The following is a 26,460-nucleotide window of genomic DNA, read 5'->3' as shown; positions in this document are numbered from 1 at the left end:
CCCCGGCCTGCTCGGGCTTTCAGAGAGTGATGCCGCCGCCGTCCAGGTGAACGTCGCGCACCTCGTGGACCAGCTTCCCGGTCCGCGACTCCCAGATCCTGATCACGACACCGTCCTTCCGGCCGTCGAGCACGCTGACCTGGAGGCGGTAACTCCCGGTCCCGTTGATCGTGCCGGTGCCGAGGAACGACGCCACCGGCCCGATCACCAGCGCCGGGGTCAGACCGGTCGACTGGAACGCCCGGCCGTCCGGCAGCCGGATCCAGGCGCTGCCGCCGCCCTTGCCGGAACGGGCCACGAACGCGAAGTCCGTCTGCCCGCTCCAGCCGCTGCCGGCGACGTAGCCGGAGCGCGGCTGGTGGGCCGTCACGAACGGCAGCACGCCGGCGACCGACGCCCCGTCGTCGTCGCGGACCGTGACACCGGGCCGGTAGACGCCGGCGGTCGTGTACCGGTGCCGCAGAGTGCACACGCCCCCGGCGATCGTGCCGTCCGAGGTGGTGCCGTCACCCCAGGTCGCGGTGCAGGTCAGCACATCGCTGCCGGCGTCGCGGACGTCGACCGTACGAACCACCTCGGTCGTCGTGGCGACCGGCGCGTCCGGGGCGGGGCGCCCGCCCGGCACGGTGAGCACCGGCGCCGCGTTGACGATGCGGACCGTCGCCGAGTCACGGCTGCGGCCTGCGGTCAGGGTGAGCGTGTACGTGCCGTCGTCCGCGCAGGTCACCGTCGTGGCCGCCGCGTGTGGGTCGGCGAAGACGCAGCCCGCGCCGCTGGCCGTCCAGGACGGCCGGTTGGCGTCGTTGGATACCGTCCCGCGCAGGCTGACGGCGCTGCCCTCGACACCGCCCACGTCCGGCCCCGCGGTCACGATCGTCACCGGGTCCACGCTCGTGAGCGTCGGCGTCACCGGCTTGATCGCCCCGTCGGCCGCGAACTCCATCCGGTCGATCGTCGTCTCCCGGTGCGTGCCGTCACCGCCCGGCATGGCGAACCGGTGGTAGGCGATGTACCAGTCGTCGCTGGAGGAGCCGCCGGGGACCCGGACCACCGAGTGGTGGCCGGTGCCGAGGATGCCCAGCGAAGTGTCCTTGCGCAGGATCACGCCGGCCCGGTCGCTCCACGGCCCGGTCGGGGAGGAGCCGGTCGCGTACGCCACCTGGTAGTCGGGACTGCGGGTGTCGTTCTCCGACCACATGAAGTAGTAGACGCCGTTCCGCTTGGCGACGAAGCTGCCCTCGTTGTAGTTCGCCGGCTTGTAGGTCTTCACCAGCGAGGCGTCGAAGGACACCATGTCGTCGTTCAGCGGCACCTGGTACGAGCCGCCGTTGCCCCAGTACAGGTAGGACTTCCCGTCGTCGTCGGTGAACACGGCCGGATCGATCATCTGGCCGCTGTAGGTGCCGCCGGCGACCAGCGGCTTGCCGAGCGCGTCGGTGAACGGCCCGGCGGGGGAGTCGGCCACCGCCACGCCCAGGTGCTTGGCCGTGTTGCCGCTGGCCAGGCCGCCGCTGAAGTAGAAGTAGTACTTCCCGTTCCGCTCGGCGATCGCCGGTGCCCAGGCGCTGTTGTCGGCCCAGGTCACGTCCGGCCCGAGGTCCAGGATCACCCCGTGGTCGGTCCAGTTGACCAGGTCCTTCGAGGAGAACGCGTGGAACCGGGTGCCGGACCAGCCGGCGAACCCGTCGGTGGTGGCGTGGATCCAGAAGGTGTCGCCGAAGACCGAGATGTTCGGGTCGGCGTACAGGCCGGGGATGACCGGGCTCTTCATCGCCAGCGCGGTGACGGTCCAGGTCCGCTTGGCGCCGTCGGCGCCGGTGATCTCGTACGTCACCGGAGCGCTGAAGTCCCGCACGGCGCCCGAGGCCGGGCTGATCGTCGAACCCTTGGCCAGGGCGAACGACGGCGCCAGCTTCGTCACGTCGGTGCCGGGCTTGACCGGCAGCCGCACCACGGAGGCCGAGTCGTCGACGATCGCGTCGATCTTGAGTTCGGGGAGGGTCACTCCGCCGATCGACGTGGTCTTCCCGGCCAGTTCCAGGATCTCGGGCGCGGACAGGGCGGTGTCGTAGATCCGGAAGTCGTCCACCTCGCCGGCGTAGTACGGGTCGGCCGCGTAGAGCGAACGGCCCACGTAACCGCTGTACGACTTCGTCGCGTCGTACAGGTCCGAGGGCTTGACCGTGACCCCGGTCGCGGTCGCGACGCGGGCGCCGTTGAGGTACATGGCGGCGTTCGGCCCGTCGAGGGTGACGGCGATGTGCTGCCAGCTGCCGCCCGGCAGGGCCGCGCTGTGACTGAGCTGCGACTCCGCCTGCCAGGAGCCGGTGGTGATCGCCGAGAACAGCACGTTGCCGCCGTTGCGCGGGCCGGTGTACAGATACTTGTCGCTGTCCGGGCCGAGGCTGTAGATCCACTGGTTGATCGTGGTGGAGGCGGACCACTTGGCCCAGACCGAGACCGTCGCGGCCCGCGCGCCCTTGAGCACCCCGTTCGGGATGGTGACGTAGGGGGAGGCCGAGCCGCCGGACATCTTGAACGAGCCGTCCTGGACGCCGGCGCCCCACGCGGGCGTGCGTTCGTAGGTGCCGTTGAAGTCGTTGCCCGACGTGTCGCGGGCGACCGTGCCGCTCGTCTCGTCGAACTGGTAGCGCAGCCGCAGGCCCTGAGCCGGGGTGGGTGGCTCCTCGTACCGGGCGGAGATCCGCTCGTACTCGGCGGCGGTCACCGGCAGCACCGTGCCGTGACGCGGGCGCGACGGCAGGCTGTAGGTGGGTTCCGGCGTCCACTTGCCCGAGTTCAAGTCGGTCGTCGAGAACGGGACGTAGCCGCGGCCGCCGTACTCGTCGATGAAGAGGTACCACTTGTCCTCGGTGTTGGACTTGAACACCAGCGGGCCCTCCCCGCGGTCGATCGCGCCCGAGCCGATGCACTCGGCCTCGAAGTCCCAGCTGGTGTCGAGCAGGTCCGTCGCCTTCTCCTGGATCAGGAACTTGCTGCACGGCGAGGTCGAGGAGTTGTTCCGCTCGTCCTTGGTGATCCGGTGATGGACGCCCTCGTGCTCGACGATCGTGGAGTCGATCACCGAGTAACCGGGGTCCTTCCACACCTGCGGTTCGCTGAACGTGCGGAAGTCACGCGTGGTCGCGTACATCATCCGGTTGTAGGTGTTGCCGGTGTGCGCGGTGTCCGACGGGTCGTAGAGCTTGGAGGCCCAGAAGACCACGTAGGCGCCGAGTTTCGACGAGTAGAACGCCTCCGGCGCCCAGGTGTTGCCGGCCGTGTCGGGGGAGACCTTGACCAGGCGCTGGTCGGTCCAGTTGACCAGGTCGGTCGACTCCCACACCATGATCGACTTGCTGCCGGTGCGCTGGGACGCGTCCCAATCCCCGTTGCCGTGGATCTTCAGGTCGGTGGCGATCTGATAGAACTTGTCGCCCTCCGGCGAGCGGATGATGAACGGGTCCCGCAGGCCTTTCGTGCCCAGCGTCGAGGTGAGCACCGGGTTGCCGTTGTTGATCTCACGCCAGCTCAGCGGGTCGTTGCCGTTGCTGAGGGCGTTGTAGATCTGTTCGCCGTTCGCGTAGCCCTCACCGGTGAAGTAACTGAACAGGTAGCCCTGGTAAGGCTCCTTCTTCGGCAGCGGTGGGACGGTCGCGATGAAGTCGCGCGTCGCCGTCGCGGTGCCGTAGGTGACGGTCGCGGTCAGCGTGACGGTCTTCGCCGCGGCGCCCGCGGCGGGGCGGTGGACCTCGCCGGTGGCGGAGACGACGGCCGGGTCACTGGAGGCCCAGGTCGCTGTCGTGGGGAGGGTGAGGTTTCCCCGTACGTCATCGAGGTCGTGCACCACCAGGGCTTTCGCCGCGGCCGCGGCGTTGGCGGCGTCGTCGAACGCGGCCTTGACCGTCACCGTGAAGGTCTTGGTGCCGGTCGCCGCGCCGCGGCTCAGTGTCGCGGTGAGCGTCGCCCGCGCGTCCGGCTCGCCGGTCGCCGGGCGGGTGATCTTGCCGGTGTCGCTGATCACGCCGGTGTCGCTGCTGCTCCAGGTGACCTTCGAACCGTGCGCGCCGGTCGCCGGGAGGCGGAGGTCGGCGCTGAGGGCGCTGGTGTCGCCGAGGTCCAGGGCGGCCACGTCGGCGGCGACCGACTCGGTGTTCGCGGGGCCCGCCAGGGTCTCCACCTCGGCGGTGCTCAGCGCCCGGTCGTAGACGCGGACGTCCCGCATCCGGCCCTTCAGGAGCCGGTCGCCGGTGTAGACCGACTTGCCGAAGTAGTTGGCGGTGGTCGAGCCGCCGCCGATCGCGCCGGGCAGAACGCTGATGGCGGTGTTGGTGGCGACCACCGCGCCGTCCTCGTAGAGGGTGCCGGTGGTTCCGGTCTGCGTATAGGTGACCGTCTTCCACATGCCGCGGCCCAGATCGGCGCCGGACCCCGGCCGAGTGTTCTGCTCGCCGGACCAGTTGCCGGTCGAGATCGCGTTGCGGTAACCGTTGCCGGTCGCGAACAGGTAACCGTTGCCGTAACCGGTCGCGGTGTCGGTGTTGCCGAAGCCATAGAGGAAGTACGGCGTCGCCTGGGCGGTGTCGATCTTCACGTCGAACGAGACACTGACCGAGTTCAGCCCGCGCAGCAGATGGTCGGGGGCCTTGACGTAGGTGTCGGCGCCGTTGAGAGCCAGCCCCTGGCCGCCGGACCAGGACGGTGTGCCGAGCACGGCCCCGTCCCGTCCGTTGCCGGACGAGTCGGTGGCGACCGAACCGCTTGACTCGTCGAGTTTGTACCAGAGGACGAGCCCGTCGGCGGCGGCGGCCGGCGCCGGGGCGGCGAGCGAGCCGGCCATGACGGCCAGAACGGCGAGGGGTGTCGACACTAAGGCTCTACGGCGCCCGGGGCGCCTGCTCAACTGCATATCTCTCCCTGCTGAGGGCAGCCGCGCCAACCGTCCCGTCCGGGGGGCGCGTAACGGGGGTGTTGCCAGAGTGTTAGCGCTCACAGCAGTGGCGTCAAGAGTTTGGCAATCCAATGTGGCTTGCTGGGGTGTGTCAGCCGCCGAGGCCGGCCCACCGTCGCCACTGCCGGATGGTCGGCCGCAGCTCGTACTCGCGAGCCTGGCCCATCATCCGCACCCACATCGTCTGGTAGGCCACGTCCATCGACGGCTCGGCCAGGTCGGCCTCGAAGAGCATCCGGGTGGTGGAGGTGGCGTGCCCCGCCAGGCTCATCTCGTGGGCGCCCCGCTGGGCGCGGGGGTCGCCCGGCCCGTCGAAGGGGAACGTCACGATCAGCGCGACCAGTTCGTAGTAGTCGCCGAACGCGAGCATGCCGGTGGCCGTGGTCAGGTAACGCAGATGGGTGGTCTCCGTGACGTCCGGGGGCTCGGCGCACATCACGCCGACGGCCTGACGGCGCATCCGCTCGGCGTGCCGGAGCTGGGTGGCCCGCAACTGCCGGCCGGCGGCGGTGACGGCGAGCCGGGTGGCGTCCGGCCGGTCCACCGACCGCAACTGCAGCAGATGCGGCTCGGCCAGGTCGTCGAGGAGCAGGGCGGCGATGCGGGCGATCTCCGCGTCCGCCGGGGCGAGGCCTGCGGCGGACGGCGCCTCCCGCCCGGCGATCGCCGCTCTCAGCTCGGCCAGCGCCGCGGCCCGGCCGCACGGCCCGGCCTCCTCCAGCAGGGCTCGCAGGCTAGGGGTCGTCCACAGCGCCATTTCCCCACGGTACCGCCCGAAGGGTCCTATTTCGAGAGTCGTCTATGCCTGGTTCGCCACCCTTACGGCCTGCGCGGTGAACCGGGTCCCGGGGTCATATCCTCGACACGGTTCGACAGAAGGCGGGAGAGTGAACCGTGCCGGCGGTGAATGACAACTCGGCGAAACTGGCCGTGCTGATCGACGCTGACAACGCGCAGGCGGCGATCGTCGAAGGACTCCTCGCCGAGGTGGCGAAGTACGGCACCGCGCACGTCAAACGTGCCTACGGCGACTGGACCGGCACCAACCTGCGCGGCTGGAAGGACCAGTTGCTGGCCCAGTCGATCCAGCCGATGCAGCAGTTCTCCTACACGACGGGCAAGAACGCCACCGACGCCGCGATGATCATCGACGCGATGGACCTGCTCTACACCGAGCGCTTCGACGGGTTCTGCATCGTCTCCAGCGACAGTGACTTCACCCGGCTCGCCTCCCGCATCCGCGAGTCCGGGCTGACCGTCTACGGCTTCGGCGAGCGCAAGACGCCGAAGCCGTTCGTGGCCGCCTGCGACAAGTTCATCTACACCGAGAACCTGTTCGAGCCGGAGGCCGTCGCCATGCCGGCGCCGAGCCCCGTCCTCGGCGCCACCCAGCTGCGCGGCGACACCAGTCTGATGAACCTGATCCGGTCCGCGGTCGAGGCCGCCTCCGGCGACGACGGCTGGGCGCCGCTGGCCGCGGTCGGGCACATCATCACCAAGCAGCGCTCCGACTTCGACCCGCGCAGCTACGGTTACCCCAAACTGGGCGGCCTGGTCACCGCGATCGGGCTGTTCGACATCGACCGCCGTGACACCGGCGACGGCAAGCCGGCGATCATCTGGATCCGCGACAAGCGCCGCCGGCCCGAGAAGAAGGCGGCGGAGTGACGGCGCCACGCGGGCGGCGCCGGGACGCCGAGGAGAACCGGGACCGGATCCTGCGGGCGGCACGGACCCTGCTCGCCCGCCAGCCGGCGGCCAGCATGGACGACCTGGCCCAGGCGGCGGGCGTCGTCCGGCGGACGGTCTACGCGCACTTCCCCAACCGGGACGAGCTGCTGGCCGGGCTGGCCGACAAGTGCGCCACCGACCTGCTGGACGCGCTGGGGCGTACCGAGAGGGATGCTCTTGAACCGGAGGTCGCCCTCGCCGATTTCGCCCTGACGGTGTGGGCGGCCGGCGAGCAGTACCGCCTGCTGATCTCGCTGGCCGAGAGCAACCTGGGCATGGCCGGGTTGCGTGAGCTGCTGCACCCGATCGCCACGCAGAGTTTCGCGCTGCTGGAGCGGGCCCGGGAGAGCGGCCGGTTCGCCACCCATCTGCCGCTGCCGGTGCTGAGCGCGGCCCTGCAGGCGATGACCCTGGCCATGATGCAGGCGGTCAACGACGAGCTGTGGGCCGACGACGGGACTGGGGCCGCGGTCGCGGTGCTGGTGGCCGCCGGCCTGCCGCAGCCGGCCGCCGAGGAGGCGATCCGGCGAGCCGTGTCACAGGATGTTGCACACCTGTGAGCATGAAACCTAATCTGCACGTGTCCGTGCATCGTCTCGTCGCCGAGGAGTCGCCGTGAACACCGTGCTGGCCGGCATCGTCATCGTGTTCTTCGGCATGCAGGGCATCGCCCGCCTGACCGCCGACCCGGCGGAGCAGCACGCCGCCGCGTACCATTTCGGAGTCTCGATCGGGGAGTACCGCAAGTTCTCCGCCCTGATGATCCTCGGTGGCGCCGGGCTCGCGGCCGGACTGGTGATCCCGCCGCTCGGCATCGCCGCCGCCGTCGGCCTGATCGGTCTCATGGTGATCGCCGCCGGACTGCGCTACCTGTGCCAGGACGGCGCGTTCCGCGTGGCGCTGCCGCTCGTGATCGCCGTTCTCACAGCGGGTTACCTCACCACGGCGGGCTGAGAATTCCCGGTGGCCGATCGGTGAACGCCATTGCGTCCAGGTCGGATCCTCGGGTAGTCACTTCAGAAATGAAGCGTCTTCTCTTCACGGCACTCCTCAGCACCGCGCTGATCGGCAGCGCCACGCCGGCGCTCGCGGGCGGGCGGCACCACGATCTTCGCTTCGCGACATACAACCTGTCGCTCAACCGGCCGTCCGAAGGCCTTCTCCGCGAGCATCTCGCCAACCCGGCCGTCGACGACGTCTACCGCCGCCAGGCCCGCAACGTCGCCGAGGTGATCCAGCGCGCCGCGCCCGACGTGGTGCTGATCAACGAGTTCGACTTCGACCCCGACGCGGCCCGGCTCTTCGCCGACAACTTCCTCGCCGTCGGGCAGAACGGGGCCCGCGGCCAGAGGTACCCGTACCGCTACGTCGCCCCGTCGAACACCGGCATCGCGTCCGGCTTCGACCTCAACAACAACGGGGTCATCGACACCACGCCCGGTGACGGCTCCTACGGCGACGACTCGTTCGGCTTCGGCCTCTTCCCCGGTCAGTACGGCATGGTCGTCTACTCCAAGCACCCGATCGACACCCGCGCGGTTCGCACCTTCCAGCACTTCAAGTGGAAGGACATGCCCGGCAACCTGCTCCCTGCCGACTTCTACTCGGCCGAGGAGCAGGCGGCGCTGCGGCTCTCCTCGAAGAGCCACTGGGACGTGCCGGTCAAGATCGGCGGGCGCACCGTGCACTTCCTGGCCTCGCACCCGACGCCGCCCACCTTCGACGGCGCCGAGGACCGCAACGGCCGCCGTAACCACGACGAGATCCGCTTCTGGGCCGACTACATCACCCCGGGCCGCGCCTCGTCCTACATCTACGACGACCGTGGCCGACGCGGCGGCCTGCGCGCCGGCGCGGCCTTCGTGATCGCCGGCGACCAGAACGCCGACCCGAACGACGGCGACTCCACCGGCGACGCCATCGATCAGCTCCTGGACCACCCGCTGATCAACACCCGGGTCACCCCGGACAGCGCGGGCGGCCCCGAGGCGGCGGCCCTCCAGGGCGGCGCGAACCTCACCCACACCGGGGACCCGGCGTACGACACCGCCGACTTCTCCGACACCGCGCCCGGCAACCTGCGTGCCGACTACGTGCTGCCGCGGAAGGGCCTGAAGGTTCGTGACGCGGGCGTGTTCTGGCCGGTCCGCGCCGACCCGCTGTCCCGGTTGAGCGGGGTCTACAGCCCGGAGTGGGCCGCGGTCAACGGCTTCCCGACCTCGGACCACCGGCTCGTCTGGCTGGACCTCAAGCTTCGTCACTGACGCGTGCGGGGTGGAGCACTCCGCGTCGGCCGGCGGGCTCCACCCGGCGCCCCGGCGTGGCCCGCCGCTCGCGACGACTGTCTCCCCGGTGCCCCGGCGCGGCCCGCTGCCCACGACGACTGTCCGATCGGCGGCAGTTCGCGCCGATGCGAGTCGATGAAGGGCACTCTGGATCGCCATGGACGTACTTGTGGTGGGCGGCGGCATCGCGGGCCTCGCCCTGGCCCGGGCGCTGCGCCGCCGGGACGTGCCGGTGGCCGTCGCCGAACGCGGCGACGGCGACGGCGGCGGACTCGCGATCAACCTGCCCGGCAACGCCGTCGCCGCCTTCGCGGCCCTCGGGCTCGCCGAAGGCCTCAGCGGTCTCGGCCGCCCCACCGAACGCCGCGAATACCGGTCGATCCGCGACCGCCTGCTCTTCTCGGTCGACGAGGACGCCTTCTGGGGGCCGGAGGCGCGACCGCGGTGCGTGCGCCGCTCCGACCTTCTCGCCCTCCTCGCCGACGGGCTCGACGGCGCCGTGCGGCGACCGCTTCCGGTCGCCGCGGTGCGCCCGGTGCCCGGTGGCGCCGAGGTCGATTTCGGCGACGACACCCGCCAGCAGTTCGGCTTCGTGGCCGGAGCGGACGGCGTGCGCTCGGCCGTCCGCGCCACCGCCATCGGCAGCGACACCACCCGGCCGGCCCTGCTCAGCGCCGCGAGCTGGCGCTTCATGGCACCCAACCCGGGCGTCGACTGCTGGACGGCCTGGTCCGGCCCCGGTGGGGCGTTCCTGCTCATCCCGGTCGACGGCGATCAGGTCTACGGCTACGCCTCCGCGACCGGCGGCGGCCCGGTCAGCGCCGACCCCGCCTGGCTCCACGAGTCCTTCCGGGACTATCCGGGGCCGGTCCGCCGGGTTCTCGACAGCATGACCGATCTCTATCACTCACCGGTCGAGGAGGTCCGCACCGGCAGGTGGTCCGCGGGCCGCTGCGTGCTGGTCGGCGACGCCGCCCACGCCACCGCGCCCGTCTGGGCGCAGGGCGCCGCACTCGCCGTCGAGGACGGCCTCGTGCTGGCCGACCTGCTGGCCACCGCGGACTGGGACACGGTGGGTTCCGGTTACGAACGCCTGCGACGCGAGCGGATCACCCACGTGCGGTCGGCGACCGACCGCTTCTCCCGGGCCGCCGCCCTGCCGTCCTGGCTGCGCCACCTGATCATGCCGATGATCGGCCCGCGCACCTATCGCGAGACCTACGGTCGCCTCCGGCACCCTTTCCCCACCCCATGATCTTTCCGGTACGCCGTTGCCCGAACCGCCGGACGACGGCTGTCCCCGGGCCACCCCGCGAGACGGCGCGGGGCTGAGGCCCCGGCGCGGCTCTCGGGCTGAGGCTTCGGGTCACCGGCTCCTCCGCCCGTGCCCTGCCACCTGGCGTGGACGTGTGGAGTCGCGGTGCGCTCCGCGCTCGTATCTCCCCCGCAGGGGCGCGCGCCGCACCGGCACTTCGGACGTTGAGCCGGAGTACCGCAGTGCGGACGCTGAGCCGGAGTACCGCAGTGCGGACGCTGGGCCGGAGCATCGGCAGTGCGGACGGTCGCGACGGGACCGGATCAGTTGGGCGTGAAGAGACCCTGCAGGCCGACGATGATCGCGATGATGCCGAAGACGGCGACGAGCAGGGCGGGCCCGGACAGCTCGGCCGGGGTGGGCGTGGCCGGGCTGGGCGCGGCCGCCGGAGCCGGACCGGCGATGCCACCGCCGGCCCCCGTGTGCGCGGGCGCCGCAGCGGTGGGGGCCAGCGGCCGGCGGCCGGTCAGGCGCTCCCAGGCGAGGATGACGCCGACGGCGATCCCGACCACCTCGAAGTGGAACAGGTGTGGGCCGGACACCAGGTGGACGATCAGGAAGTAGCCACCGGCGACCAGCCCGACGATGCCGATCAGCCATCGCCAGGGCGCGATGCGCGTGGTCACCCGGGCGACTGCCGGAAACCGCCCGAGCAGGCCGACGGCGAGCAGCAGGCCGCCGACGATGTTGGCGGCGTCGAGCAGCAGGGCCATCAGCATGGCGTCCGTCCTTCGGTCGGCGTCGGCTTCACGAGCTTAACTTGGAGCGCTCCCAAACGCAGGGCGGGCGGTGTGCGGCCCTCGCTCTCACGACGGCCGCCGCAGGAGGGGGCGGATCAGCCAGGTGGCGACGAGCGCGACCACACAGAGGGCGGCCAGGCTGAGGAAGCCGGCACGGAACGACCCGGTGGCGTCCTTGACGGCGCCGAGCGCGTACACGAAGGCGAAGCTGCCCAGATTGGCGCAGAAGTTGCCGAACCCGCTGATCAGGCCGGCGTTGCGATCTCCGAGAACCTGCAGCGGCAGGGCGAACAGCGGCCCGAAGTAGACCTGGATCGCCATCGAGATCAGCGCCACCGCACCGAGCACCCCGGCCATCCCGGGCACATGGGGAAGCAGGGCGAGCCCCACGGTCAGCACGGCCAGGGATCCGCCGATGACCAGCAGCGGGCGGTCGATCCGGTCGGACAGGTAGCCGCCGAGGTAGTTGACCGGAGCGCTGATCGCCGACGCCACGGCGGCGACCAGGCCGGCCGCCGCCAGCGACTGGCCCCGGTCGACGACCAGATAGGTCGGCAGCCAGAAGGTGAAACCCTGCGCCACGGCCAGCCGGGTGAACTGGACGACGCCGGTCAGCTGGATGATCCGGAACCGCAGGAGCCCCGGGAGCTCGGCGAAGCGGACCGGTGTGGTCTCCGGCCGAGGGATGGCCGGCCCGGCGAGATGCCGGTAGAGAGCCAGCACCAGCAGGCCGAAGACCGCGAACAGCAGGAACAACGGCCGCCAGCCGAGCGGGCCGACCAGGATCGGGCCGACCGCGCTGAGCAGGATGTTCGACGAGAAGCCGCCGACCACGTAGAGGCCCATCGCGGTCGCCCGGCGGCCGGGCGGGAACAACTCGGTCATCAACAGCATGCCGGGCGTGAAGACCAGCGCGCGGAAGACTCCGGCCAGCGCCTGATCGATCAGGAGCAGGGGGAACGATTCGAGCATGGCGAACAGGGCGGCCAGCAGGTTCGTGCCGAGCAGCCCGATCAGGAACAGCCGGCGCGGGGTGAACCGGTCGGCCAGATATCCCGACGGCACCTGCATGAGCGCGTAGGTGAGGCTGCTCGCCGCCGCCAGCGTGCCCGCGTCGGTGAAGGTGAGTCCCAGGTCGGCGCGGATCAACGGCAGGAACAGCGCGATCCCGCCGAAGATCAGGCCGATGGTGCTCTGGCAGACGATCAACAGGGTGATGACCGGGCGGCGCGGCCGGGTGTCGCTGATCGTCACCCGTGGATCGTAAGCGGGACCTGCGGGCGCCCCGGATCGCATCCCGTGTCGTACCCGGCCGCTAGCGTGTCGCCATGTTCGACGCCATCGACGTTCCCGGCTATCTGTCCCGTCTGGGCCTGCCCGAGCTGGCCGGTCACGAGCCGAGCGTCCCGGCTCTGCGGGCGCTGCACCAGGCGCATGCCGAGCGGGTGCCTTACGAGTGCCTGGAGATCTACCTCGGCCGCCCGGCCTCGATCTGCCCGGCCGAGTCCACTCGGCGCATCGTGGCCGGTCGCGGGGGCTACTGCTTCCACCTCAACGGGGCGTTCTCGGCGCTGCTGCGGGCGCTGGGTTACCGCGTGACCCGGCATGTCGGCGGCGTCCAGGGCGACGCCGATCCGGCCGGTGCCTGCGGCAACCATCTGGTGCTCACCGTCGCCGGCCTGCCCGCGGCCGAGTCGCCCGAGGGCGACTGGCTGGTCGACCTGGGCATGGGCGACGGCCTGCACGGCCCGCTTCCGCTGGTCGCCGGCACCCATCAGGACGGCCCTTTCCGATACGGTCTGCGTCCTTCCGAGGCCGAGCCGGGCGGCTGGCGTTTCGATCACGACCCGGCGGGCAGCTTCCGGGGCATGGACTTCCGTGCCGAGTCCGCCCGGATCTCCGATTTCGCCGCCAAGCACGCCGAGCTGTCCACCTCTCCGGAGTCCGGTTTCGTGCGGGTCGCGGTGGTGGCCCGCCGGGACGCCTCCGGCGCGGACGTGCTGCGCGGTCTCACCCTGACCCGCATCGGCGCCGCGCCGGCCCGTGCCGAGCTGACCACGTCCGCCGACTACTTCGCCGCCCTCGGTGACCTTTTCGGCATCACTCTGTCGGCGGATGACCGCGCGGTGCTCTGGCCGCGCCTCGCCGCCGCCCATGAGCGGTGGCTCCAGGAGCAGTCCGGCTAAGGGCGTCGCACCGCCGGATTTGCCAATGCGAATAGGCCTCTGATTAGGTAAGCCTTGCCTTATTGATCGTTAACAGTTTGGGCGTGGGGGCACGCATGATTCGATATGTCTGAGACAACCAGTTCCGTCGTCCTTGCCGAGAAGGTCGACATCGACGAACTGGCCGCGGTGTACCGGCGGGTCCACGCCGCCGATCTGCATCTGACCGACCACAGCGATCCGTCGGTCGAGGACCGTCTTCGCTGGACCGCCGAGGCGCCTGGCTTCCAGGCCGCGCTCGGCTACGTGGACGGCGAACTCGTCGGCACGGTGATGGGCTGTCCGCTGCCGCCGGAGACGCTCTGGTGGCGTGACCTGACCGATCTGTCCGATCCTGATCTCGCCGTCGAGTGGGAGGGCCGCACGTTCGCCATCTGCGAGGCGTTCGTCGACCCCGCCTACCAGCGGCACCGGCTCGGTGTCCGGATGGTCGCCGACCTGCTGGATCAGCGGCCCGAGGAGCGCACCTCCATGGCGGTGGCCGAGACCAACACCAGGGTGTGGGGCGCGCTCCAGCGTCTCAAGTTCGAGCACGTCGGGGATCTGATCCCGTTTCCCGGCTGGCGTTCGCACCGCATGCTGGTGCGTGCGTTGCCGCTCAGCGCCTCCCGCTGATCTCCCGATCTTGTGAAGCCACACGGCAACGCCGCCGTCACTCTCCCCAAGGTCACCCCATGAGGTGGCGATCTTGGGGAGGTGGGCGGCTACGGTGCGACGGGATTGCGCAAGGTCGCGGACGTGGTGCGGTGGTGGCGTCAGCGGGGGTGGGCGCCGGGGCCGGGGCGGGGGTGTATTTCGCGCTTCGACTCGACGGTGTGGCCGTCGGCGCAGGCGACGTTGATGTGCAGTTCGGCGCCGCAGTCGCGGTGGGCGTACTCGATGGGCGGGCCCTCGGGGTCGGCCAGGTAACGGTTGCCCCACTCGGCCAGCGCGATCATGACGGGGTAGAGGTCGAAGCCCTTCGGGGTGAGCCGGTACTCGTGGCGCACCCGGGAGCCGGGCTCCCGGTAGGGCTCGCGGCGCAGCACGCCGTTCTCGACCAGGGTGCTCAGCCGGTTGGTGAGGACCTGGCGGGGGATGCCGGTGCGCACCCGCATGTCGTCGAAGCGCCGGATGCCGGTGAACACCTCGCGCAGCACCACCAGGGTCCACTTCTCGCCGAGGACGCTCATGGCCCGTTCGACCGTGCAGTTGTCGACGGACCAGTGGAGGGCTGGTGGAGTGGGCATGTGAGGAAGGCTAAGTCTCGTTGACAGATGCAGCAAGCCTCTGTAAGCCTGCATCCATGACGCAGACCCAGGAAGCCGCCCGCACCCGCACGTTCGGCTGGACCGACCCGGCCGAGCACGCGAGCCGGCTCGGCCGTCTCAGTGGGCTGGAGATCCTTCAGTCGATGTCCGCGGGCGACTTCCCCCCGCCGCCGATCATGCAGCTGATCGACGCCGCCGGCATGCGCGTCGAGGAGGGCAGCGTCACCCTCGAGCTGGACCCGCAGGAGTTCCACTACAACCCGCTCGGCACCGTGCACGGTGGCGTCCTGTCCACGCTGCTCGACACCGCGGCTGCCTGCTCCGTGCACAGCACCCTGCCGGCCGGAGTGGGTTACACCAGCATGGACCTCAATGTGAAGTTCCTCCGGCCGGCCACCATCTCGTCCGGCCGGCTGACCTGCACCGGCACGGTCCTTCAGCGCGGTCGGCGGACCGCGCTCGCCGAGGCCCGGATCACCGACGCGGCCGGCCGCATGGTCGCGCACGCCACCTCGAGCTGCATGATCTTCGAGATCCCGGCCGCCTGACCCGCTATTCCGGCGGATCCTCGCCGGTCAGGCCGTCGATCGCCTCGCGGATCAGATCGGCGTGGCCGGTGTGCCGGGCGTACTCCTCGATCATGTCGATGAGCGCCCGGCGCAGACTGGGGGTCTGCCCGTCCGGCCAGGTGAAGTCGAGCGGATGGTCCAGGCCGCCCTCGCTGAGGGCCGCGGTGATGTTGGCGCGGGAGCGTGCCGCGCACTCCGCCCACAGGGCGTAGAGGAACTCCGGGCTGTCGTCGGCCGCGGTGCGCCACTCCCAGTCGGGCTCGGCGTCCCAGTCGACGTCCTTCCACAGCGCGGCCGGCTGGTGACCCAGGCGGATCGAGAAATACATGTCCTCGCAGAGCGCCAGATGCTTGAGCAGTCCGCCGAGCGTCATGGTGCTGGCCGCGGCGGTCGCGCGCAGGCCGGTCGCGTCGAGCCCGCCGGTCTTCCAGGCGAACGTGCGCCGCTGCCGCTCCAGCGCTCCGATCAATGTCTCGGCCTCGGTTCCGGCCGCGGGAGGTCCCATCGGAATCATGACCGCACGCTAATCTGCATTCCGGACGATCGGCTTCCGGAATGCGAGGAAGTGCCATGGAAAGCCCGACGGCACGGGCGCTGATGGCTTACGAGGCCGTGCAGGGCAGCCCCGGCATCACCGCCGACCGGCTCGCCGAGCGACTCGGCGGCATCTCCGCACGAGCGGCCCGCCGCTACATCGCGATCCTGCGCGAGGCCGGCATTCCCATCGAGTCGGTGCGCGGCCCCTACGGCGGCTATCGCGTCGGCCGCGGCGCCCGCCCCGCCCCGCTGCTGTTCACCCAGGAAGAGGCACTCGGCCTGGTCATGGCGGTGCTCGACGGCCACCACGCGGCGGGTGACAGCGGCGACCCGGTGGGCAGCGCGCTCGGCAAGATCGTCCGGGTGCTGCCGGAGGCCCTGGGCGCCCGCGTCGAGGCGGTCCGCCGCACCGCGGCGCCCGCGCCCGACCCGGCCGCGGCCCGGCCCGACCCCCACCTCACCAGCGCTCTGGTGCAGGCCTGCGCGGGAAATCTGAGGGTACGGCTGAGTTACCGCTCCGAGGCCGGCAAGGAATGGGACACCGAAGCCGACCCGTGGGCCATCGTGGTCCGGCACGGCCGCTGGTACCTGCTCTGCCACTCGTACAGCTCCGGCGCGCGCCGGGCGTATCGGATCGACCGGGTCACCGCGGTGGAGATCCTGACCGCGACCTTCCGTCCGCCGGACGACCTGGACCCGGTCGCCGTCCTCGACGAGCATCTCGCCAGCGGCTGGGAGTACCGCGCCGAGATCCTGATCGAGGCGCCGCCAGGCGACGTGGCCGGCCGCGTCGGGCCGTCGCTGGGCTCGATCCGGCCCGGCCCGGATCCCGGCACGACCCTGCTGACCGGCACCACGAGCAGCCCTTACTGGTACGCCCAGCAGCTCACCGCCGTCCCTGTTCCGTACCGCATTCTCGGCGGCCCCGAGGTGTGTGAAGCCGCCCGCCACATCGCCGAACGCCTGCTCGCCGCCACCCGGCCCGAGCCTGACCACCGGACTGAGCCGGCCCACCCGGACTGAGCCCGCTACCCGAGGTGAGGTGCGGGCGGCAGGGTGGTGCCGGCAGCGAGCCGGGGGACCGGTGGCACGGGGACGGCGTGGGTGTGGGTGTGGGCGGCCGCGTTCCGGGGCGCCGGCGCGGCGGCCGGCTGATGCGGCTGCCGGTGCGGTCGGTGACCGGCGGCGGGCCGAGGCATGACGTCGCCGGTGACGGTGACGGTGACGGTGACGGGGCCCGGGCTGGGGCGCGGGCGACGACGGTCGGCCACCGGGGCGCGGGGATGGGCGAAACGACCGCCGAACCAGGCGCCGAACGCGGCGGCGGCCAGACCGCCGGCCTCGACGACGAGCAGGCTCGCGGACACGGCACGGTCCGGGTCGCGGACCCGCATCAGCGCGAGAACGGCGAAGACGATGAGCACCCCCACGTCCAGGAGGAGGGCGAGGCAGAAGATCCGGGCCGCGGTGGGACTGTCCGCGGAGACGGCGTCGAAGACGGCGGCCAGCGCGGCGAGCACACCGCCGCCCAGACCGGCCACCAGGTTCCAGAACGCCACCGTGCCGATCATGGCGGGCGCCCCGAGCAGAGTGGCCAGGTCGAAGACGAAGGCCGTCCAGAAGAGTCCGAGCGGAAACATCAGCAGCAGCGGCTGCACCCCGTGGCCCGCGAGTCGAAGCCGGCTCTGCATGCGACGGTCCCCCCTGCCGTGTCGCCTCTGTCACCGGGACCCCCTCAGCCTCGACGGAAACTCCTCGGAGCGGGCCGTCCCGGGCGGGTGAATCACTCCGCGAGCGGGTGAATCCGGACGTCCGCCGACGGGCCGACCTGGTCCGGCGCGTTCCGCGGGCCCGGGAAAGGCTCAAGACGGGCGGCGCCGGGCCGATGGTGGCGGGGTCGAGTTCTGCCACGGGAGGTGCCGGTCGTGAACGGCGATTCCCTGGGCACCGTCCAGCGGTCGCGGCGGCAGTCGCTGCGGGCCTCCGCCGCCTACGGGGCGGTGCCGGGGGTGCTCGCCGCGGCGTACGCGATCGGCACCTGGAGTTCAGCCGGCCGCGGCCCGATGCTGTCCGTTGCCGCGGCGCTGGTGCTGTTCGCGGCGTTCGGCTGGGCCATGGCCGGCCGGATCGCCCGGACCCGTTGGTGGATCTGGATCCAGGTGGCCGCCTCGGCCGTCAGCCTGGCCGGCTCAGCGGTCCTGGGGCTGCTCGACGGCGGCGTGGGCGGGCCGCTGGGCACGTTCATCCCCCTCTCGGTGGTCCTGATGGCGATCGCGCTGCCTCCACGGATGTTCGTGGTCAGCGCGGGGCTGGGCGTCGTCGCGTACACCGTGCTGCTGGTTTCGGGTGATCCGCCGCCGGCCGGATACCCGCTGGTCCACGCCCTGGGGTTCGCCTCCGTCGCGGTGTTGAGCCTGCGGCATTCGGCGGTGCTGGCGTCGCTGCGGCGGCGTCTGGCCGACAGTTCGCGCACCGACCCGCTGACCGGCTGCCTGAACCGGCGCGGGTTCGACGAGCGGGTGGCCGCCGAACTGGCCGAGGCCGAGAGCACCGGCGCCCCGGTCACCCTGGTGCTGCTCGACCTGGACCACTTCAAGCAGGTCAATGACACGTACGGGCACCGCGCCGGTGACGAGCTGCTGGCCTGGACCGGGAAGGAGTTGCGCGCGGAGCTGCGGGCGCATGACGTCGTCGGCCGGCAGGGCGGCGACGAGTTCGTGATGCTGATGCCGGGAATGGACGCGGCCGGCGCCGTGACGGTGGTGGAACGGCTCCGGGAGCGGCTGCGTGCCTGCGCGCCGGGCAGTCTCGGGCACGCGACCCTGACGGCTGACGCGCCAGACTACGCCGGACTGCTGCTGGTCGCCGATCAGCGGCTGTACCAGGACAAGGCGGCCCGGGTACGGCGCGCTCCGACCGCCGAGGCGGTGGCCGGCGCGCGAAGCCTGATGGGGCCGTCCGGCCCGATGCGGGCGGTCGAGGCACGGGAACGCCGCCGGCATTCGATCGCCGACCCGGGCTGGATGTCGATCACCCAGACATGTGTCGCGCTGGTCTATGCGCTGGTGTTCGTGAGCGACCACGCGCACCGGGCCGGCATGGTGGCGTTGTCCGCGTGGGGGTTCCTGACCGGCCTGGCGGTGGTCGCCGGCGCCGGCTGGATGAGCCGGTCGCGCCTGGCCCGGCCGTTCATGCTGGCGTTCGCGGTCAGTTCGTTCGTCTGCTGCGGGGCCATCGCCGTCCTGGACGGTGGCGTGGATCAGCCACTCGGTATCGGCATGCTGCTTCCGATTCCACTGCTGATGCTGGGCATGCGCCCGGAGGTGATGGCGCCGGTCGCGGTGGCGGCGGGCGGGCTCTACGTGCTGGCCGGAGTGTTCGTCGGTGACCCCGGTGGCTGGTACATCGCGATCCAGGTGCTCGGCACGGCGGCCGCGGCGACGGCCTGCGCGATGCAGGGCAGGTCCGCCGCCCGGCAGCGCCGCCTGCTCACCAAACTGTCCCGGGTGGACGCGCTCACCGACGTGCTGAACCGGCGGGGGTTCGCCGAGCGGTTCGCCGCCGAGACCGCGTACGCCCGGCGGACCGGCCGCGACGTCGCCCTGCTCGTCCTCGACCTGGACGGGTTCAAGCGGCTCAACGACGCGCACGGGCACGCCGCCGGCGACGAGTTGCTGCGCTGGGTGGCCGCGACGCTGCGGGCCGGGACGCACCCGCACGACATCGTGGGCCGGCTCGGCGGCGACGAGTTCGTGATCCTGCTGAGCACCGACGGCGCCGGCGACGATCCGTTCGCTGTCGCGGCCGGGCTGCGCGCGACGCTGGCCGCTCGGACCGGCGTGAGCATCGGCGTCGCGGTTCTCGGCGTGGCCGGCGACGACTTCGACGATCTCTACGCGATCGCCGACGCCCGGCTCTACCACGAGAAGCAGCTGGTCAGGCAGCAGCAGAAACAGCAGGCGAGGCGGTACGCCGGGAGCGGGCGCCGTGGCAACCGGTTAGCAACCGGCGACCACCCGGGGCGGCACCCGTAGCCATCCCAGAATGGGGATCCCTCGATGAGAACGGATTCCCATGAAGCGCGTTCTGCTCCTGATCGCTGCGGTATCCACGCTGGTGGTGGCCCAGCCCGGCGTGGCCCAGGCGGCCGCCGGCAGCGCGAAGGCCTACGCCTTCATGAGCCAGTCGCACGGTGCCAGGCTGATCGCCCGCTGGAACCCGTGCGGTGGCGTTCTCGACTACCGGGTCAATCTGGACCGGGCGCCGAAGAACTCGCTCGCCGAGGTGAAGACGGCGTTCAGCCGGATCTCCGCGGCCACCGGGCTGCGCTTCCGGTATGCCGGGACGACCAGCGTGATCCCGCAGGCCGCGAAGGGCTACAACGGCACGTACCCGGCCGGCACCGACTTCGTCGTCGCCTGGGCCACGCCGGGCCGGCACAGCACGTGGCTGCCGTCCGGCGCCCGTGCGCTGGGCATGGGCGGGGGAGTGTGGCAGAGCGCGTACACCGCGTCCGGTGGCGCGGCGCTGATGATGGTCGAGGGCGCCGTGGTGCTGAACGCGACCTCGGTGAAGTCGATGGCCCGCGGGTTCGGGGCTGCCCGGGGCGGCACCACCGGCGCGGTGCTGCTGCACGAGATCGGGCACGCGATCGGTCTGGCTCACCCGGAGCAGGACGACCGGAGCCAGATCATGTACCACACGATCACCTCGAAGAAGGCGGTGTGGGGCGCCGGTGACCTGGCCGGGCTGCGCAAGCTCGGCAAGTCCAGCGGGTGCCTTTACCACTCGCGGTCGGCCAGGGCGGCCGTCGACTCCGCGGGCCGGGTCTGATCACTTCGCCAGGCCGGAGACCCACGACTCGACGTCGGCGGCGGTGCGGGGCATCGCCGCCGACAGGTTCTCGTGACCGTCGGCGGTCACCAGCACGTCGTCCTCGATCCGCACGCCGATGCCGCGGAACCGTTCCGGCGCCAGCTGGTCGTCGGCCTTGAAGTAGAGGCCCGGCTCGACGGTCAGGATCATGCCGGGCAGCAGTTCGCCGTCCAGGTAGTCGTCGCGCCGCAGCAGCGCGCAGTCGTGAACGTCCATGCCCAGGTGGTGTGAGGTGCCGTGGACCATCCAGCGGCGGTGCCAGCCGCCGTTCTCCGCGTCCAGAGTCTGCTCGACGGTCACGCCGTCGGGCAGCAGGCCCCACCCGTGCAGTCTCTCGGCGATCACCCGGATCGCGGCGGCGTGGATGTCACGGAACCGGTTGCCCGGCTTCACCGCGGCCAGCCCGGCCTCCTGCGCGGCGAGGACGGCCTCGTAGACCTCGCGCTGGGCGTCGCTGAACCGGCCGCCGACCGGCAGGGTACGGGTGATGTCGGCGGTGAACAGCGAGTCGACCTCCACTCCGGCGTCGATGAGAATCAGCTCGCCCGGTCGCACCTCACCGGTGTTCTTCTGCCAGTGGATGGTGTTGGCGTGGTCGCCGGCGGCGCAGACCGAGTCGTACCCGATGCCGTTGCCCTGATGCCGGGCGTGCAGCCCGAAGACGCCCTCGACCCACCGCTCGCCGCGTCCTCGCGCGACCGCCTCGGGGAGCGCCTCGATGATCGCGTCGAAGCCGCGATGCGTCGCGGCGACCGCCGAGCGCATCTCGCCGATCTCCCATTCGTCCTTGACCAGCCGCACCGTGGACAGGTGACGGTCGAGTTCGGCGTCGGCCTCCGGCAGTCGGGCCGGGCCGTCCACCCGGAGCCGGTCGACGATCGCCGCCACGTCCGGGTCGGCTGACCGCAGCACCCGGATCCGGGCCGGGTCGGTGTCCTTGGCCAGCGCGTCCGGCAGCGAGTCGAGGTGGGCGGCGCCGAGGCCGAGGCGGGACTCGATCTCCTCGGTGCCGGGCCGCGGGCCGACCCAGAACTCGCCGTGGCGGGAGTCGGCGAAGTACTCGGCGCTGTCGCGCGGCGCGGGCGGCCGGAAGTAGAGGGTCGCGCCATGGTGGTCGAGGACGAGCACGCTGTCCGGTTCGGCCTCCGCGCCGAGGCCGGTCAGGTAGGCGAAGGCGGTGTGCGGGCGGAACGGGTAGTCGGTGTCGTTGCTGCGCACCTTCAGCCCACCGGCCGGGATGACGAGCCGCTCGCCGGGGAAACGGCCGGTCAGGGCGGTCCGGCGGCGGGCCGCCCAGGCCGCGGCCTCGGAGCGGGGCGCCGGCGCCGGCGTGCGAGGCGTCCATCCGGAGGCCATGAACGCGCGGAACGCGTCGCTGCCCGGTCCGGCGCGGTGTTCGTTCTCTGCTTGCTTCTCACTTGCCACGAGGGGAAATGCTGCCATAAGTCGCGGTTATCGCGGGGGTTACCGAATGTGAACAAGTGATTACCATCGATACATGCGGGCCTTCTTGAGTGCACTTCTGCTGCTCACCGTGGGCGTGGTTCTGCCGGCACAACCGGCCGCGGCCGCACCTACCGATCCTGCCGGCCGCGAGATCGTGCTGCGCGGCTTCAACGTCTCCGGCAGCACCAAGCTGTACGAGAACGGTCTCCTCCCGTTCCGGAGCACCGCCGACGCGGCCGCCGCCGCCGGCCAGATGCGCGAGCTCACCGGCGCCAACGCGATCCGTTTCCTGATCAGCTGGGAAGGCGTGCAGCCGGCCCGCGACCGCATCGACACCGCGTACCTGGACCGGGCCGCCGCCCAGATCCGGCAGTTCACCGACCGCGGCATCCGCGTGATGATCGACTACCACCAGGACCTCTACTCGGCGCACCTGTTCGACCCGGACAGCTGGTACACCGGCGACGGCGCGCCGAAGTGGGTGATCGACGCCGCGAACTACCCCGACGAGTCCTGCGGCATCTGCGTCCTGTGGGGGCAGAACATGCTCACCAACGCAGCGGTCCGGTCGGCGATGTACGACTTCTGGCGCAACCGCAACGGGGTGCAGGACGCCTACCTCGAGCAGGCCCGCGCGGCGCTGGTCCATTTCCGGGCCCGTCTGGACCACTCGATGATGCTCGGCGTCGACCCGTTCAACGAGCCCTTCGACGGCGGGCTGGACGGCGCTTCCGGAACGACCTGGGAATCCACCTGGCTGATGCCGTTCTATCAGCGGTTCCGGGCCGTGATGGACGCGGCCGGCTGGGCGGACCGGCCGCTCTACGCCGGACCACTGGTCTTCTGGAACACCGGGTTCGGCGAGGCGGGCGGGTTCTCCACGATCGCCCCGCTGGGGCCGCGTTACGTCTTCAACAGCCACTACTACGACGGGGCGCGGATGACCCTCGACCCGACGGCAGCCGGTAACGGGACGTACAGCGCGGCGATGAACCGGATCCGGGACCGCGCTGCCGCGCTGGGCACCAGCGCTTTCGTCTCCGAGTTCGGCAACGCGATGAGCGGCTCCCGGACGCCGTGGATGGTCCGTGCCATGTACCAGGGCCTCGACTCACGGCTGGCCGGCAGCGCCTTCTGGAACGGCGCGGCCGGGTCCGGGCCGGTGCTGTCGTCCACCCAGTGGCAGTGGGACGTCTACAGCGGCCGGCACCACGAGCCGATGAACGGCAACCCGGACAAGATCCAGACGACCGGGGACGCCTGGAACGGCGAGGACCACTCGGTGATCGCGAACGGGGCGCTGCGGCTGGATCGGCGCGTCCTCGACCGCCTCTACCCGAGCGCGGTGGCCGGGAGCACCGTCGCCTTCGCCTACGAGGACCTGGCCCGCGACGGTTACGCCGGAGCCGGCCGCCAGCAGGCGTGGCTGACCGTTCCGTCCCGGCTGCCGGCCATCGCCGGCCTCGTCGCGCGGCGCCAGTACGGCGTCCTGGTCTGGCGGGAGCCGTCCACCCCGCTCGGCGCGCCGACCGAACTGCACCTTCCCGGATCGTTCCCGTCCGCCCGGACGGTCGTGGTCTCCGACCTCGGCGTCCGCGCCGGGCTCCCGGCGAGCGGGCCGATCGCGGTCGCCACCGAGCAGGGCGCCACCACCGCCCGGCGGCTGCTGCTCGACGCGGCCGGCTCCGCGCCGGGCGCCGTGCACGTCGCGCTGGTGGTCAACGCCGCCGACGTGGCGTCGGTTCCGCCCGCCACGCTGACCGCGGCCCGCACCGAACTACTCGGGTGGGTGGCGGGTTGGTGACCGCCGGACGGCGTGGCGATTCTTGGTCCATGAGTGTCACCGTCGTGCCGATCACACCCGCGGACGTGCAGCGGGTGGCACAGTTCCTGCACACGCACCTGAACTCCCGGCTCCACGTCGACGTGTGGGCGCGATCGATCATCCCGCCCTGGCGGGCGGACGCGCCCAACCACGGGTTCATGCTGCTCTCCGCGGCCACCGTCGTCGGCGTCTACCTGGCCTTCTATTCGGAACGCGCGATCGGCGGAAGGCGTGAGCGGTTCTGCAACCTGGGCGGCTGGTGCGTGCTGCCGGAGTACCGGCTGTCCAGCTTCCGTCTGCTCAAGGCGATACTCGCGCAGGAGGGGTACCACTTCACCGACCTCACGCCCAGCGGCAACGTGATCGGCATCAACGAACGTCTCGGCTTCCGGCATCTCGACAGCACCCTGCTGCTCGCGCCCAACCTGCCATGGCCGGCTCCGCCGGGCCGGGTCACCTCCGACCCGGGCCGGATCGAACGCCTGCTCACCGGCGACGACCTGCGGCGATATCTCGACCACCGGGAGACGGCCGCGGCCCGGCACACCGTTCTCACCGATTCCGGGGGTACGTGCCACGTGGTGTTCCGTGCCGATCGCCCGAAGAACCTGCCCTTCTTCGCCTCTCTGGTGCACGTCAGTGACCCGCTCGTGTTCCGCCGGATGTTCCGGCCGTTCACCGGCCACCTGCTGGTGCGCCATCGGATCCCGGCCACCCTCGTCGAACCCCGGGTCGCCGGCCACCGCCCCCGGCCGTCGGTGCGGCTGCGGTCGGCGCGCCGCCGGATGTTCCACAGTCCGTACCTTCGGCCCGACCAGATCGACCTGCTCTACAGCGAGCTGGTCTGCGTGCCGTTCTGAGTGCCGGACACGGACCGTCACCCAGCAGACGCGTCCCGGTCAGGGCAGCTGTTGGCTCGGTCACGGTGTCATCGGGATTTCGGCTCTCGGACACATTCCGCGGGTACGACTTCAGGCATGACCGACCCGCGTTACGAGATCGAGCGAGACACCCGCAGGACGGGGTCCACCGTCCACCTGCGCCTCATCGGCGCCTTCGACCGCGACGCGCACCGGGTGCTGCGCCTCGGCCTGCGGGATGTGTTCGCCTCCGGGCGCCGGGGGCACCGCGTGTTCGTCGACATGGAGCGGGCCGAGTCGATCGGCAGCGAGTGCATCGAGCTGCTGCTGGTCGGCTACACCCGTGCCCTGCGGTCGGGCCACGGTTACGAGATCGTCAACGCTCACGGCCACGTGCGGCAGGCCCTCGCGCTGACCGGCCTGTGTGAGCCCGAGGTCGCTCACCCGGCGTGGAGCGACGACCTCATTGCGACATCCACTCCGTGAACCTGCCGATCAGCGCCAGAGCCGTCCCCACGAAGAGCAGGCCGCCGAGACCGCAGAGGAGGTACATCACCAGTTGCAGCGCCGACCAGTGCCGGACCTCGGGGCGCGACATGTCGTACCCGATCCGGAGCGTGTCGCCGGGTTTCTCGCCTCGGAAGAAGCCGGCGTCGTCGATCCGCAGGCGCTCCGATCGGCCGTCGCTCCACTGTGCCCACACCAGACAGGAGTCGTAGAAGCCGACGCCCTCGAAGAGGGTGAGGGGACCGCGGCGCTGACACTGCTCGACGGTCGCCGTCCCCTTCGGCGCGGCCCGCGCGAAATCGGGTCCGGTGTGCCGGCCGATCGTCGTGCCGGCGTTGAACAGGGCGAGGCCGAGCAGCGCCAGGAGCACCAATGTCCTGACGCTGCGCCGGTCGTCGACGGGTGCGGTGTCCCGGATCTGCCGCCGGAGCGTCTCCGCGTGGTGGAGTGCGTCTCTGCGCCGTTTCTGCGCGGCGGTCAGCCGTTTGCGCCCCATCGACGATCCCCGTTTCGGTGGTCGCTCAGCAAACCACCGTGACCTGGCCGGTGTCCAGGTCGTAGCGGGCGCCGACCACCCGGGCCCCGCTGTGTGCCACGATCTCGCTGCGAGTGACGAGGGCCGACACCTGGGCCCGGATGTTGGCGCGGACCGCCTTCTCCACGCCGTTCGGGTCGTCGGCGAACGGCGCGACGATCGGCCGCAGCGCCTCCACGATCGCGCCGATGTGGCCGGGGGCCTCGGCGCCGGTCCGCACCGCGTCCAGGGTGGCGCTGATCGCTCCGCAGCGTTCGTGCCCGAGGACGATGATCAGCGGCGGGGTGAACTCCTCCACCGCGTACTCGATGCTGCCGAGCAGCAGGTCGTCGACGAGGTTTCCGGCGACTCGGTTGTCGAAGAGGTCGCCGACGCCCTGGTCGAAGAGGATCTCCGGGGCCACCCGCGAGTCCGCGCAACCCAGGATCACGGCGAACGGGTGCTGTCCGGCGGCGATCTCCTTGATCCGGGCCGGGCTCTGGTGGGGGTGCCGTGCGTGCCCGGTGACGAACCGGCGGTTGCCGGCGAGCAGGGCGTCCAGCGGGTTCGCGGGCCGGGTGGAGGCCGCGGCGGCCTCGCCGAGGGCCATCGATCCGGCGAGTGCGCCACCGGCGGCGAAGAGAGACCGCCGGCGAAGCGATGAGTCCAACATCGTGTGCTCCAAACACAGAGGGATACCGGCATCCTGCTCCTGTTGATCACGGTTCGCCAGTGTCTATCGCGATCAAGACATGGGTATGTCGACATTGGCCTCCAAAACGGACTCAAGCCGTATTTCGGGAGTTGAGGTCGAATGCTCCGGGCGCGAG

The 26,460-nt window shown here is 71.3% G+C and carries 24 protein-coding genes; 14 read left to right on the top strand and 10 right to left on the bottom strand.

Features of this window, described 5'->3' with window-relative positions; genetic code table 11:
• Positions 1 to 19: 19 nt before the first annotated feature.
• Both QLQ12_RS24650 and QLQ12_RS24645 read right to left on the bottom strand, forming a co-directional pair.
• Complete coding sequence (locus QLQ12_RS24650; RefSeq protein WP_282762808.1) at positions 20 to 4,870, bottom strand: family 43 glycosylhydrolase; 4,851 nt, start codon at positions 4,868 to 4,870, stop codon at positions 20 to 22.
• 172 nt (positions 4,871 to 5,042) lie between these two features.
• Entirely contained in the window at positions 5,043 to 5,708 is a 666-nt protein-coding gene (locus QLQ12_RS24645) for a hypothetical protein (protein WP_282762806.1), read from the bottom strand.
• 146 nt (positions 5,709 to 5,854) lie between these two features.
• Between QLQ12_RS24645 and QLQ12_RS24640 the strand changes: the two genes are divergently transcribed.
• The 5 genes from QLQ12_RS24640 (at position 5,855) to QLQ12_RS24620 (ending at position 10,222) form a co-directional block, all read left to right on the top strand.
• Entirely contained in the window at positions 5,855 to 6,619 is a 765-nt protein-coding gene (locus QLQ12_RS24640; RefSeq protein WP_282762804.1) for an NYN domain-containing protein, read from the top strand.
• Positions 6,616 to 7,242: a TetR/AcrR family transcriptional regulator gene (locus QLQ12_RS24635; RefSeq protein WP_282762802.1), complete on the top strand. Its 627-nt coding sequence runs from the start codon at positions 6,616 to 6,618 to the stop codon at positions 7,240 to 7,242. Before QLQ12_RS24640 ends, QLQ12_RS24635 begins: the two co-directional genes overlap by 4 nt.
• Positions 7,243 to 7,297: 55 nt before the next feature.
• On the top strand, positions 7,298 to 7,636 hold the full coding sequence (locus QLQ12_RS24630) for a DoxX family protein (RefSeq protein ID WP_282762800.1): 339 nt from the start codon (positions 7,298 to 7,300) through the stop codon (positions 7,634 to 7,636).
• A 68-nt stretch (positions 7,637 to 7,704) separates the two neighbouring features.
• A complete protein-coding gene (locus QLQ12_RS24625; RefSeq protein WP_282762798.1) occupies positions 7,705 to 8,946 on the top strand; it encodes an endonuclease/exonuclease/phosphatase family protein in 1,242 nt (413 codons plus the stop codon).
• Between the two features lie 178 nt (positions 8,947 to 9,124).
• Positions 9,125 to 10,222: an FAD-dependent monooxygenase gene (locus tag QLQ12_RS24620; RefSeq protein ID WP_407651548.1), complete on the top strand. Its 1,098-nt coding sequence runs from the start codon at positions 9,125 to 9,127 to the stop codon at positions 10,220 to 10,222.
• Between the two features lie 323 nt (positions 10,223 to 10,545).
• On the opposite strand, the gene QLQ12_RS24615 is transcribed toward QLQ12_RS24620, so the two are convergent.
• A complete protein-coding gene (locus tag QLQ12_RS24615) occupies positions 10,546 to 11,001 on the bottom strand; it encodes a hypothetical protein (protein WP_282762796.1) in 456 nt (151 codons plus the stop codon).
• 87 nt (positions 11,002 to 11,088) lie between these two features.
• Positions 11,089 to 12,276, bottom strand: a complete 1,188-nt coding sequence (locus QLQ12_RS24610; protein ID WP_282762794.1) for an MFS transporter — start codon at positions 12,274 to 12,276, stop codon at positions 11,089 to 11,091.
• A 74-nt stretch (positions 12,277 to 12,350) separates the two neighbouring features.
• Here QLQ12_RS24610 and QLQ12_RS24605 point away from each other — a divergent pair, with 74 nt between their 5' ends.
• Both QLQ12_RS24605 and QLQ12_RS24600 read left to right on the top strand, forming a co-directional pair.
• Positions 12,351 to 13,208, top strand: coding sequence for an arylamine N-acetyltransferase family protein (locus tag QLQ12_RS24605; protein WP_282762793.1), 858 nt, complete (start codon positions 12,351 to 12,353; stop codon positions 13,206 to 13,208).
• Positions 13,209 to 13,313: 105 nt separating this feature from the next.
• The gene (locus QLQ12_RS24600) at positions 13,314 to 13,862 is read left to right on the top strand and encodes a GNAT family N-acetyltransferase (RefSeq protein ID WP_282762792.1); all 549 of its coding nucleotides are present in this window, start codon (positions 13,314 to 13,316) and stop codon (positions 13,860 to 13,862) included.
• Positions 13,863 to 14,002: 140 nt separating this feature from the next.
• Here QLQ12_RS24600 and QLQ12_RS24595 read toward each other — a convergent pair whose 3' ends face one another.
• Entirely contained in the window at positions 14,003 to 14,476 is a 474-nt protein-coding gene (locus tag QLQ12_RS24595; RefSeq protein WP_282762791.1) for a winged helix-turn-helix transcriptional regulator, read from the bottom strand.
• Between the two features lie 56 nt (positions 14,477 to 14,532).
• Between QLQ12_RS24595 and QLQ12_RS24590 the strand changes: the two genes are divergently transcribed.
• Positions 14,533 to 15,045 (top strand): PaaI family thioesterase, encoded by a 513-nt coding sequence (locus QLQ12_RS24590; RefSeq protein ID WP_282762790.1) that lies wholly within the window; start codon positions 14,533 to 14,535, stop codon positions 15,043 to 15,045.
• A gap of 4 nt (positions 15,046 to 15,049) precedes the next feature.
• Here QLQ12_RS24590 and QLQ12_RS24585 read toward each other — a convergent pair whose 3' ends face one another.
• Entirely contained in the window at positions 15,050 to 15,580 is a 531-nt protein-coding gene (locus tag QLQ12_RS24585; RefSeq protein ID WP_282762789.1) for a DinB family protein, read from the bottom strand.
• 56 nt (positions 15,581 to 15,636) lie between these two features.
• Here QLQ12_RS24585 and QLQ12_RS24580 point away from each other — a divergent pair, with 56 nt between their 5' ends.
• The gene (locus tag QLQ12_RS24580; protein WP_282762788.1) at positions 15,637 to 16,626 is read left to right on the top strand and encodes a helix-turn-helix transcriptional regulator; all 990 of its coding nucleotides are present in this window, start codon (positions 15,637 to 15,639) and stop codon (positions 16,624 to 16,626) included.
• 5 nt (positions 16,627 to 16,631) lie between these two features.
• Here the strand turns inward: QLQ12_RS24580 and QLQ12_RS24575 are convergent, their stop codons facing one another.
• Complete coding sequence (locus QLQ12_RS24575; protein ID WP_282762787.1) at positions 16,632 to 17,294, bottom strand: DUF2231 domain-containing protein; 663 nt, start codon at positions 17,292 to 17,294, stop codon at positions 16,632 to 16,634.
• Positions 17,295 to 17,528: 234 nt separating this feature from the next.
• On the opposite strand from QLQ12_RS24575, the gene QLQ12_RS24570 reads away from it, so the two are divergent.
• Both QLQ12_RS24570 and QLQ12_RS24565 read left to right on the top strand, forming a co-directional pair.
• Complete coding sequence (locus QLQ12_RS24570) at positions 17,529 to 19,637, top strand: GGDEF domain-containing protein (protein ID WP_282762786.1); 2,109 nt, start codon at positions 17,529 to 17,531, stop codon at positions 19,635 to 19,637.
• Positions 19,638 to 19,677: 40 nt separating this feature from the next.
• On the top strand, positions 19,678 to 20,436 hold the full coding sequence (locus QLQ12_RS24565) for a matrixin family metalloprotease (protein ID WP_282762785.1): 759 nt from the start codon (positions 19,678 to 19,680) through the stop codon (positions 20,434 to 20,436).
• Here the strand turns inward: QLQ12_RS24565 and QLQ12_RS24560 are convergent, their stop codons facing one another.
• Positions 20,437 to 21,903, bottom strand: a complete 1,467-nt coding sequence (locus tag QLQ12_RS24560; protein ID WP_282762784.1) for an aminopeptidase P family protein — start codon at positions 21,901 to 21,903, stop codon at positions 20,437 to 20,439.
• A gap of 73 nt (positions 21,904 to 21,976) precedes the next feature.
• Here QLQ12_RS24560 and QLQ12_RS24555 point away from each other — a divergent pair, with 73 nt between their 5' ends.
• The 3 genes from QLQ12_RS24555 to QLQ12_RS24545 all read left to right on the top strand — a co-directional run bounded on the left by QLQ12_RS24555 (position 21,977) and on the right by QLQ12_RS24545 (position 25,095).
• Positions 21,977 to 23,728 (top strand): cellulase family glycosylhydrolase, encoded by a 1,752-nt coding sequence (locus QLQ12_RS24555; RefSeq protein ID WP_282762783.1) that lies wholly within the window; start codon positions 21,977 to 21,979, stop codon positions 23,726 to 23,728.
• A 29-nt stretch (positions 23,729 to 23,757) separates the two neighbouring features.
• A complete protein-coding gene (locus tag QLQ12_RS24550; RefSeq protein WP_282762782.1) occupies positions 23,758 to 24,609 on the top strand; it encodes a hypothetical protein in 852 nt (283 codons plus the stop codon).
• 117 nt (positions 24,610 to 24,726) lie between these two features.
• Positions 24,727 to 25,095, top strand: coding sequence for an STAS domain-containing protein (locus QLQ12_RS24545; protein WP_282762781.1), 369 nt, complete (start codon positions 24,727 to 24,729; stop codon positions 25,093 to 25,095).
• Here the strand turns inward: QLQ12_RS24545 and QLQ12_RS24540 are convergent.
• The gene (locus QLQ12_RS24540; protein WP_282762780.1) at positions 25,073 to 25,612 is read right to left on the bottom strand and encodes a DUF6346 domain-containing protein; all 540 of its coding nucleotides are present in this window, start codon (positions 25,610 to 25,612) and stop codon (positions 25,073 to 25,075) included. The two genes, QLQ12_RS24545 and QLQ12_RS24540, sit on opposite strands and share 23 nt — an antisense overlap.
• Before the next feature lie 25 nt (positions 25,613 to 25,637).
• Positions 25,638 to 26,303: a carbonic anhydrase gene (locus QLQ12_RS24535; protein WP_282762779.1), complete on the bottom strand. Its 666-nt coding sequence runs from the start codon at positions 26,301 to 26,303 to the stop codon at positions 25,638 to 25,640.
• Between the last annotated feature and the right edge of the window lie 157 nt (positions 26,304 to 26,460).

The organism is Actinoplanes sandaracinus (assembly GCF_030009775.1).
Lineage (GTDB): Bacteria > Actinomycetota > Actinomycetes > Mycobacteriales > Micromonosporaceae > Actinoplanes > Actinoplanes sandaracinus.
This window is presented reverse-complemented; position numbering and strand designations above follow the sequence as displayed.

Bases quoted from the DNA above. Each gene is read 5' to 3' on its own strand.
- QLQ12_RS24645 (WP_282762806.1), bottom strand. From the start codon at position 5,708: ATGGCGCTGTGGACGACCCCTAGCCTGCGAGCCCTGCTGGAGGAGGCC.
- QLQ12_RS24625 (WP_282762798.1), top strand. From the start codon at position 7,705: ATGAAGCGTCTTCTCTTCACGGCACTCCTCAGCACCGCGCTGATCGGC.
- QLQ12_RS24620 (WP_407651548.1), top strand. From the start codon at position 9,125: ATGGACGTACTTGTGGTGGGCGGCGGCATCGCGGGCCTCGCCCTGGCC.
- QLQ12_RS24615 (WP_282762796.1), bottom strand. From the start codon at position 11,001: ATGCTGATGGCCCTGCTGCTCGACGCCGCCAACATCGTCGGCGGCCTG.
- QLQ12_RS24605 (WP_282762793.1), top strand. From the start codon at position 12,351: ATGTTCGACGCCATCGACGTTCCCGGCTATCTGTCCCGTCTGGGCCTG.
- QLQ12_RS24600 (WP_282762792.1), top strand. From the start codon at position 13,314: ATGTCTGAGACAACCAGTTCCGTCGTCCTTGCCGAGAAGGTCGACATC.
- QLQ12_RS24595 (WP_282762791.1), bottom strand. From the start codon at position 14,476: ATGCCCACTCCACCAGCCCTCCACTGGTCCGTCGACAACTGCACGGTC.
- QLQ12_RS24590 (WP_282762790.1), top strand. From the start codon at position 14,533: ATGACGCAGACCCAGGAAGCCGCCCGCACCCGCACGTTCGGCTGGACC.
- QLQ12_RS24585 (WP_282762789.1), bottom strand. From the start codon at position 15,580: ATGATTCCGATGGGACCTCCCGCGGCCGGAACCGAGGCCGAGACATTG.
- QLQ12_RS24580 (WP_282762788.1), top strand. From the start codon at position 15,637: ATGGAAAGCCCGACGGCACGGGCGCTGATGGCTTACGAGGCCGTGCAG.
- QLQ12_RS24575 (WP_282762787.1), bottom strand. From the start codon at position 17,294: ATGCAGAGCCGGCTTCGACTCGCGGGCCACGGGGTGCAGCCGCTGCTG.
- QLQ12_RS24565 (WP_282762785.1), top strand. From the start codon at position 19,678: ATGAAGCGCGTTCTGCTCCTGATCGCTGCGGTATCCACGCTGGTGGTG.
- QLQ12_RS24555 (WP_282762783.1), top strand. From the start codon at position 21,977: ATGCGGGCCTTCTTGAGTGCACTTCTGCTGCTCACCGTGGGCGTGGTT.
- QLQ12_RS24550 (WP_282762782.1), top strand. From the start codon at position 23,758: ATGAGTGTCACCGTCGTGCCGATCACACCCGCGGACGTGCAGCGGGTG.
- QLQ12_RS24545 (WP_282762781.1), top strand. From the start codon at position 24,727: ATGACCGACCCGCGTTACGAGATCGAGCGAGACACCCGCAGGACGGGG.
- QLQ12_RS24540 (WP_282762780.1), bottom strand. From the start codon at position 25,612: ATGGGGCGCAAACGGCTGACCGCCGCGCAGAAACGGCGCAGAGACGCA.
- QLQ12_RS24535 (WP_282762779.1), bottom strand. From the start codon at position 26,303: ATGTTGGACTCATCGCTTCGCCGGCGGTCTCTCTTCGCCGCCGGTGGC.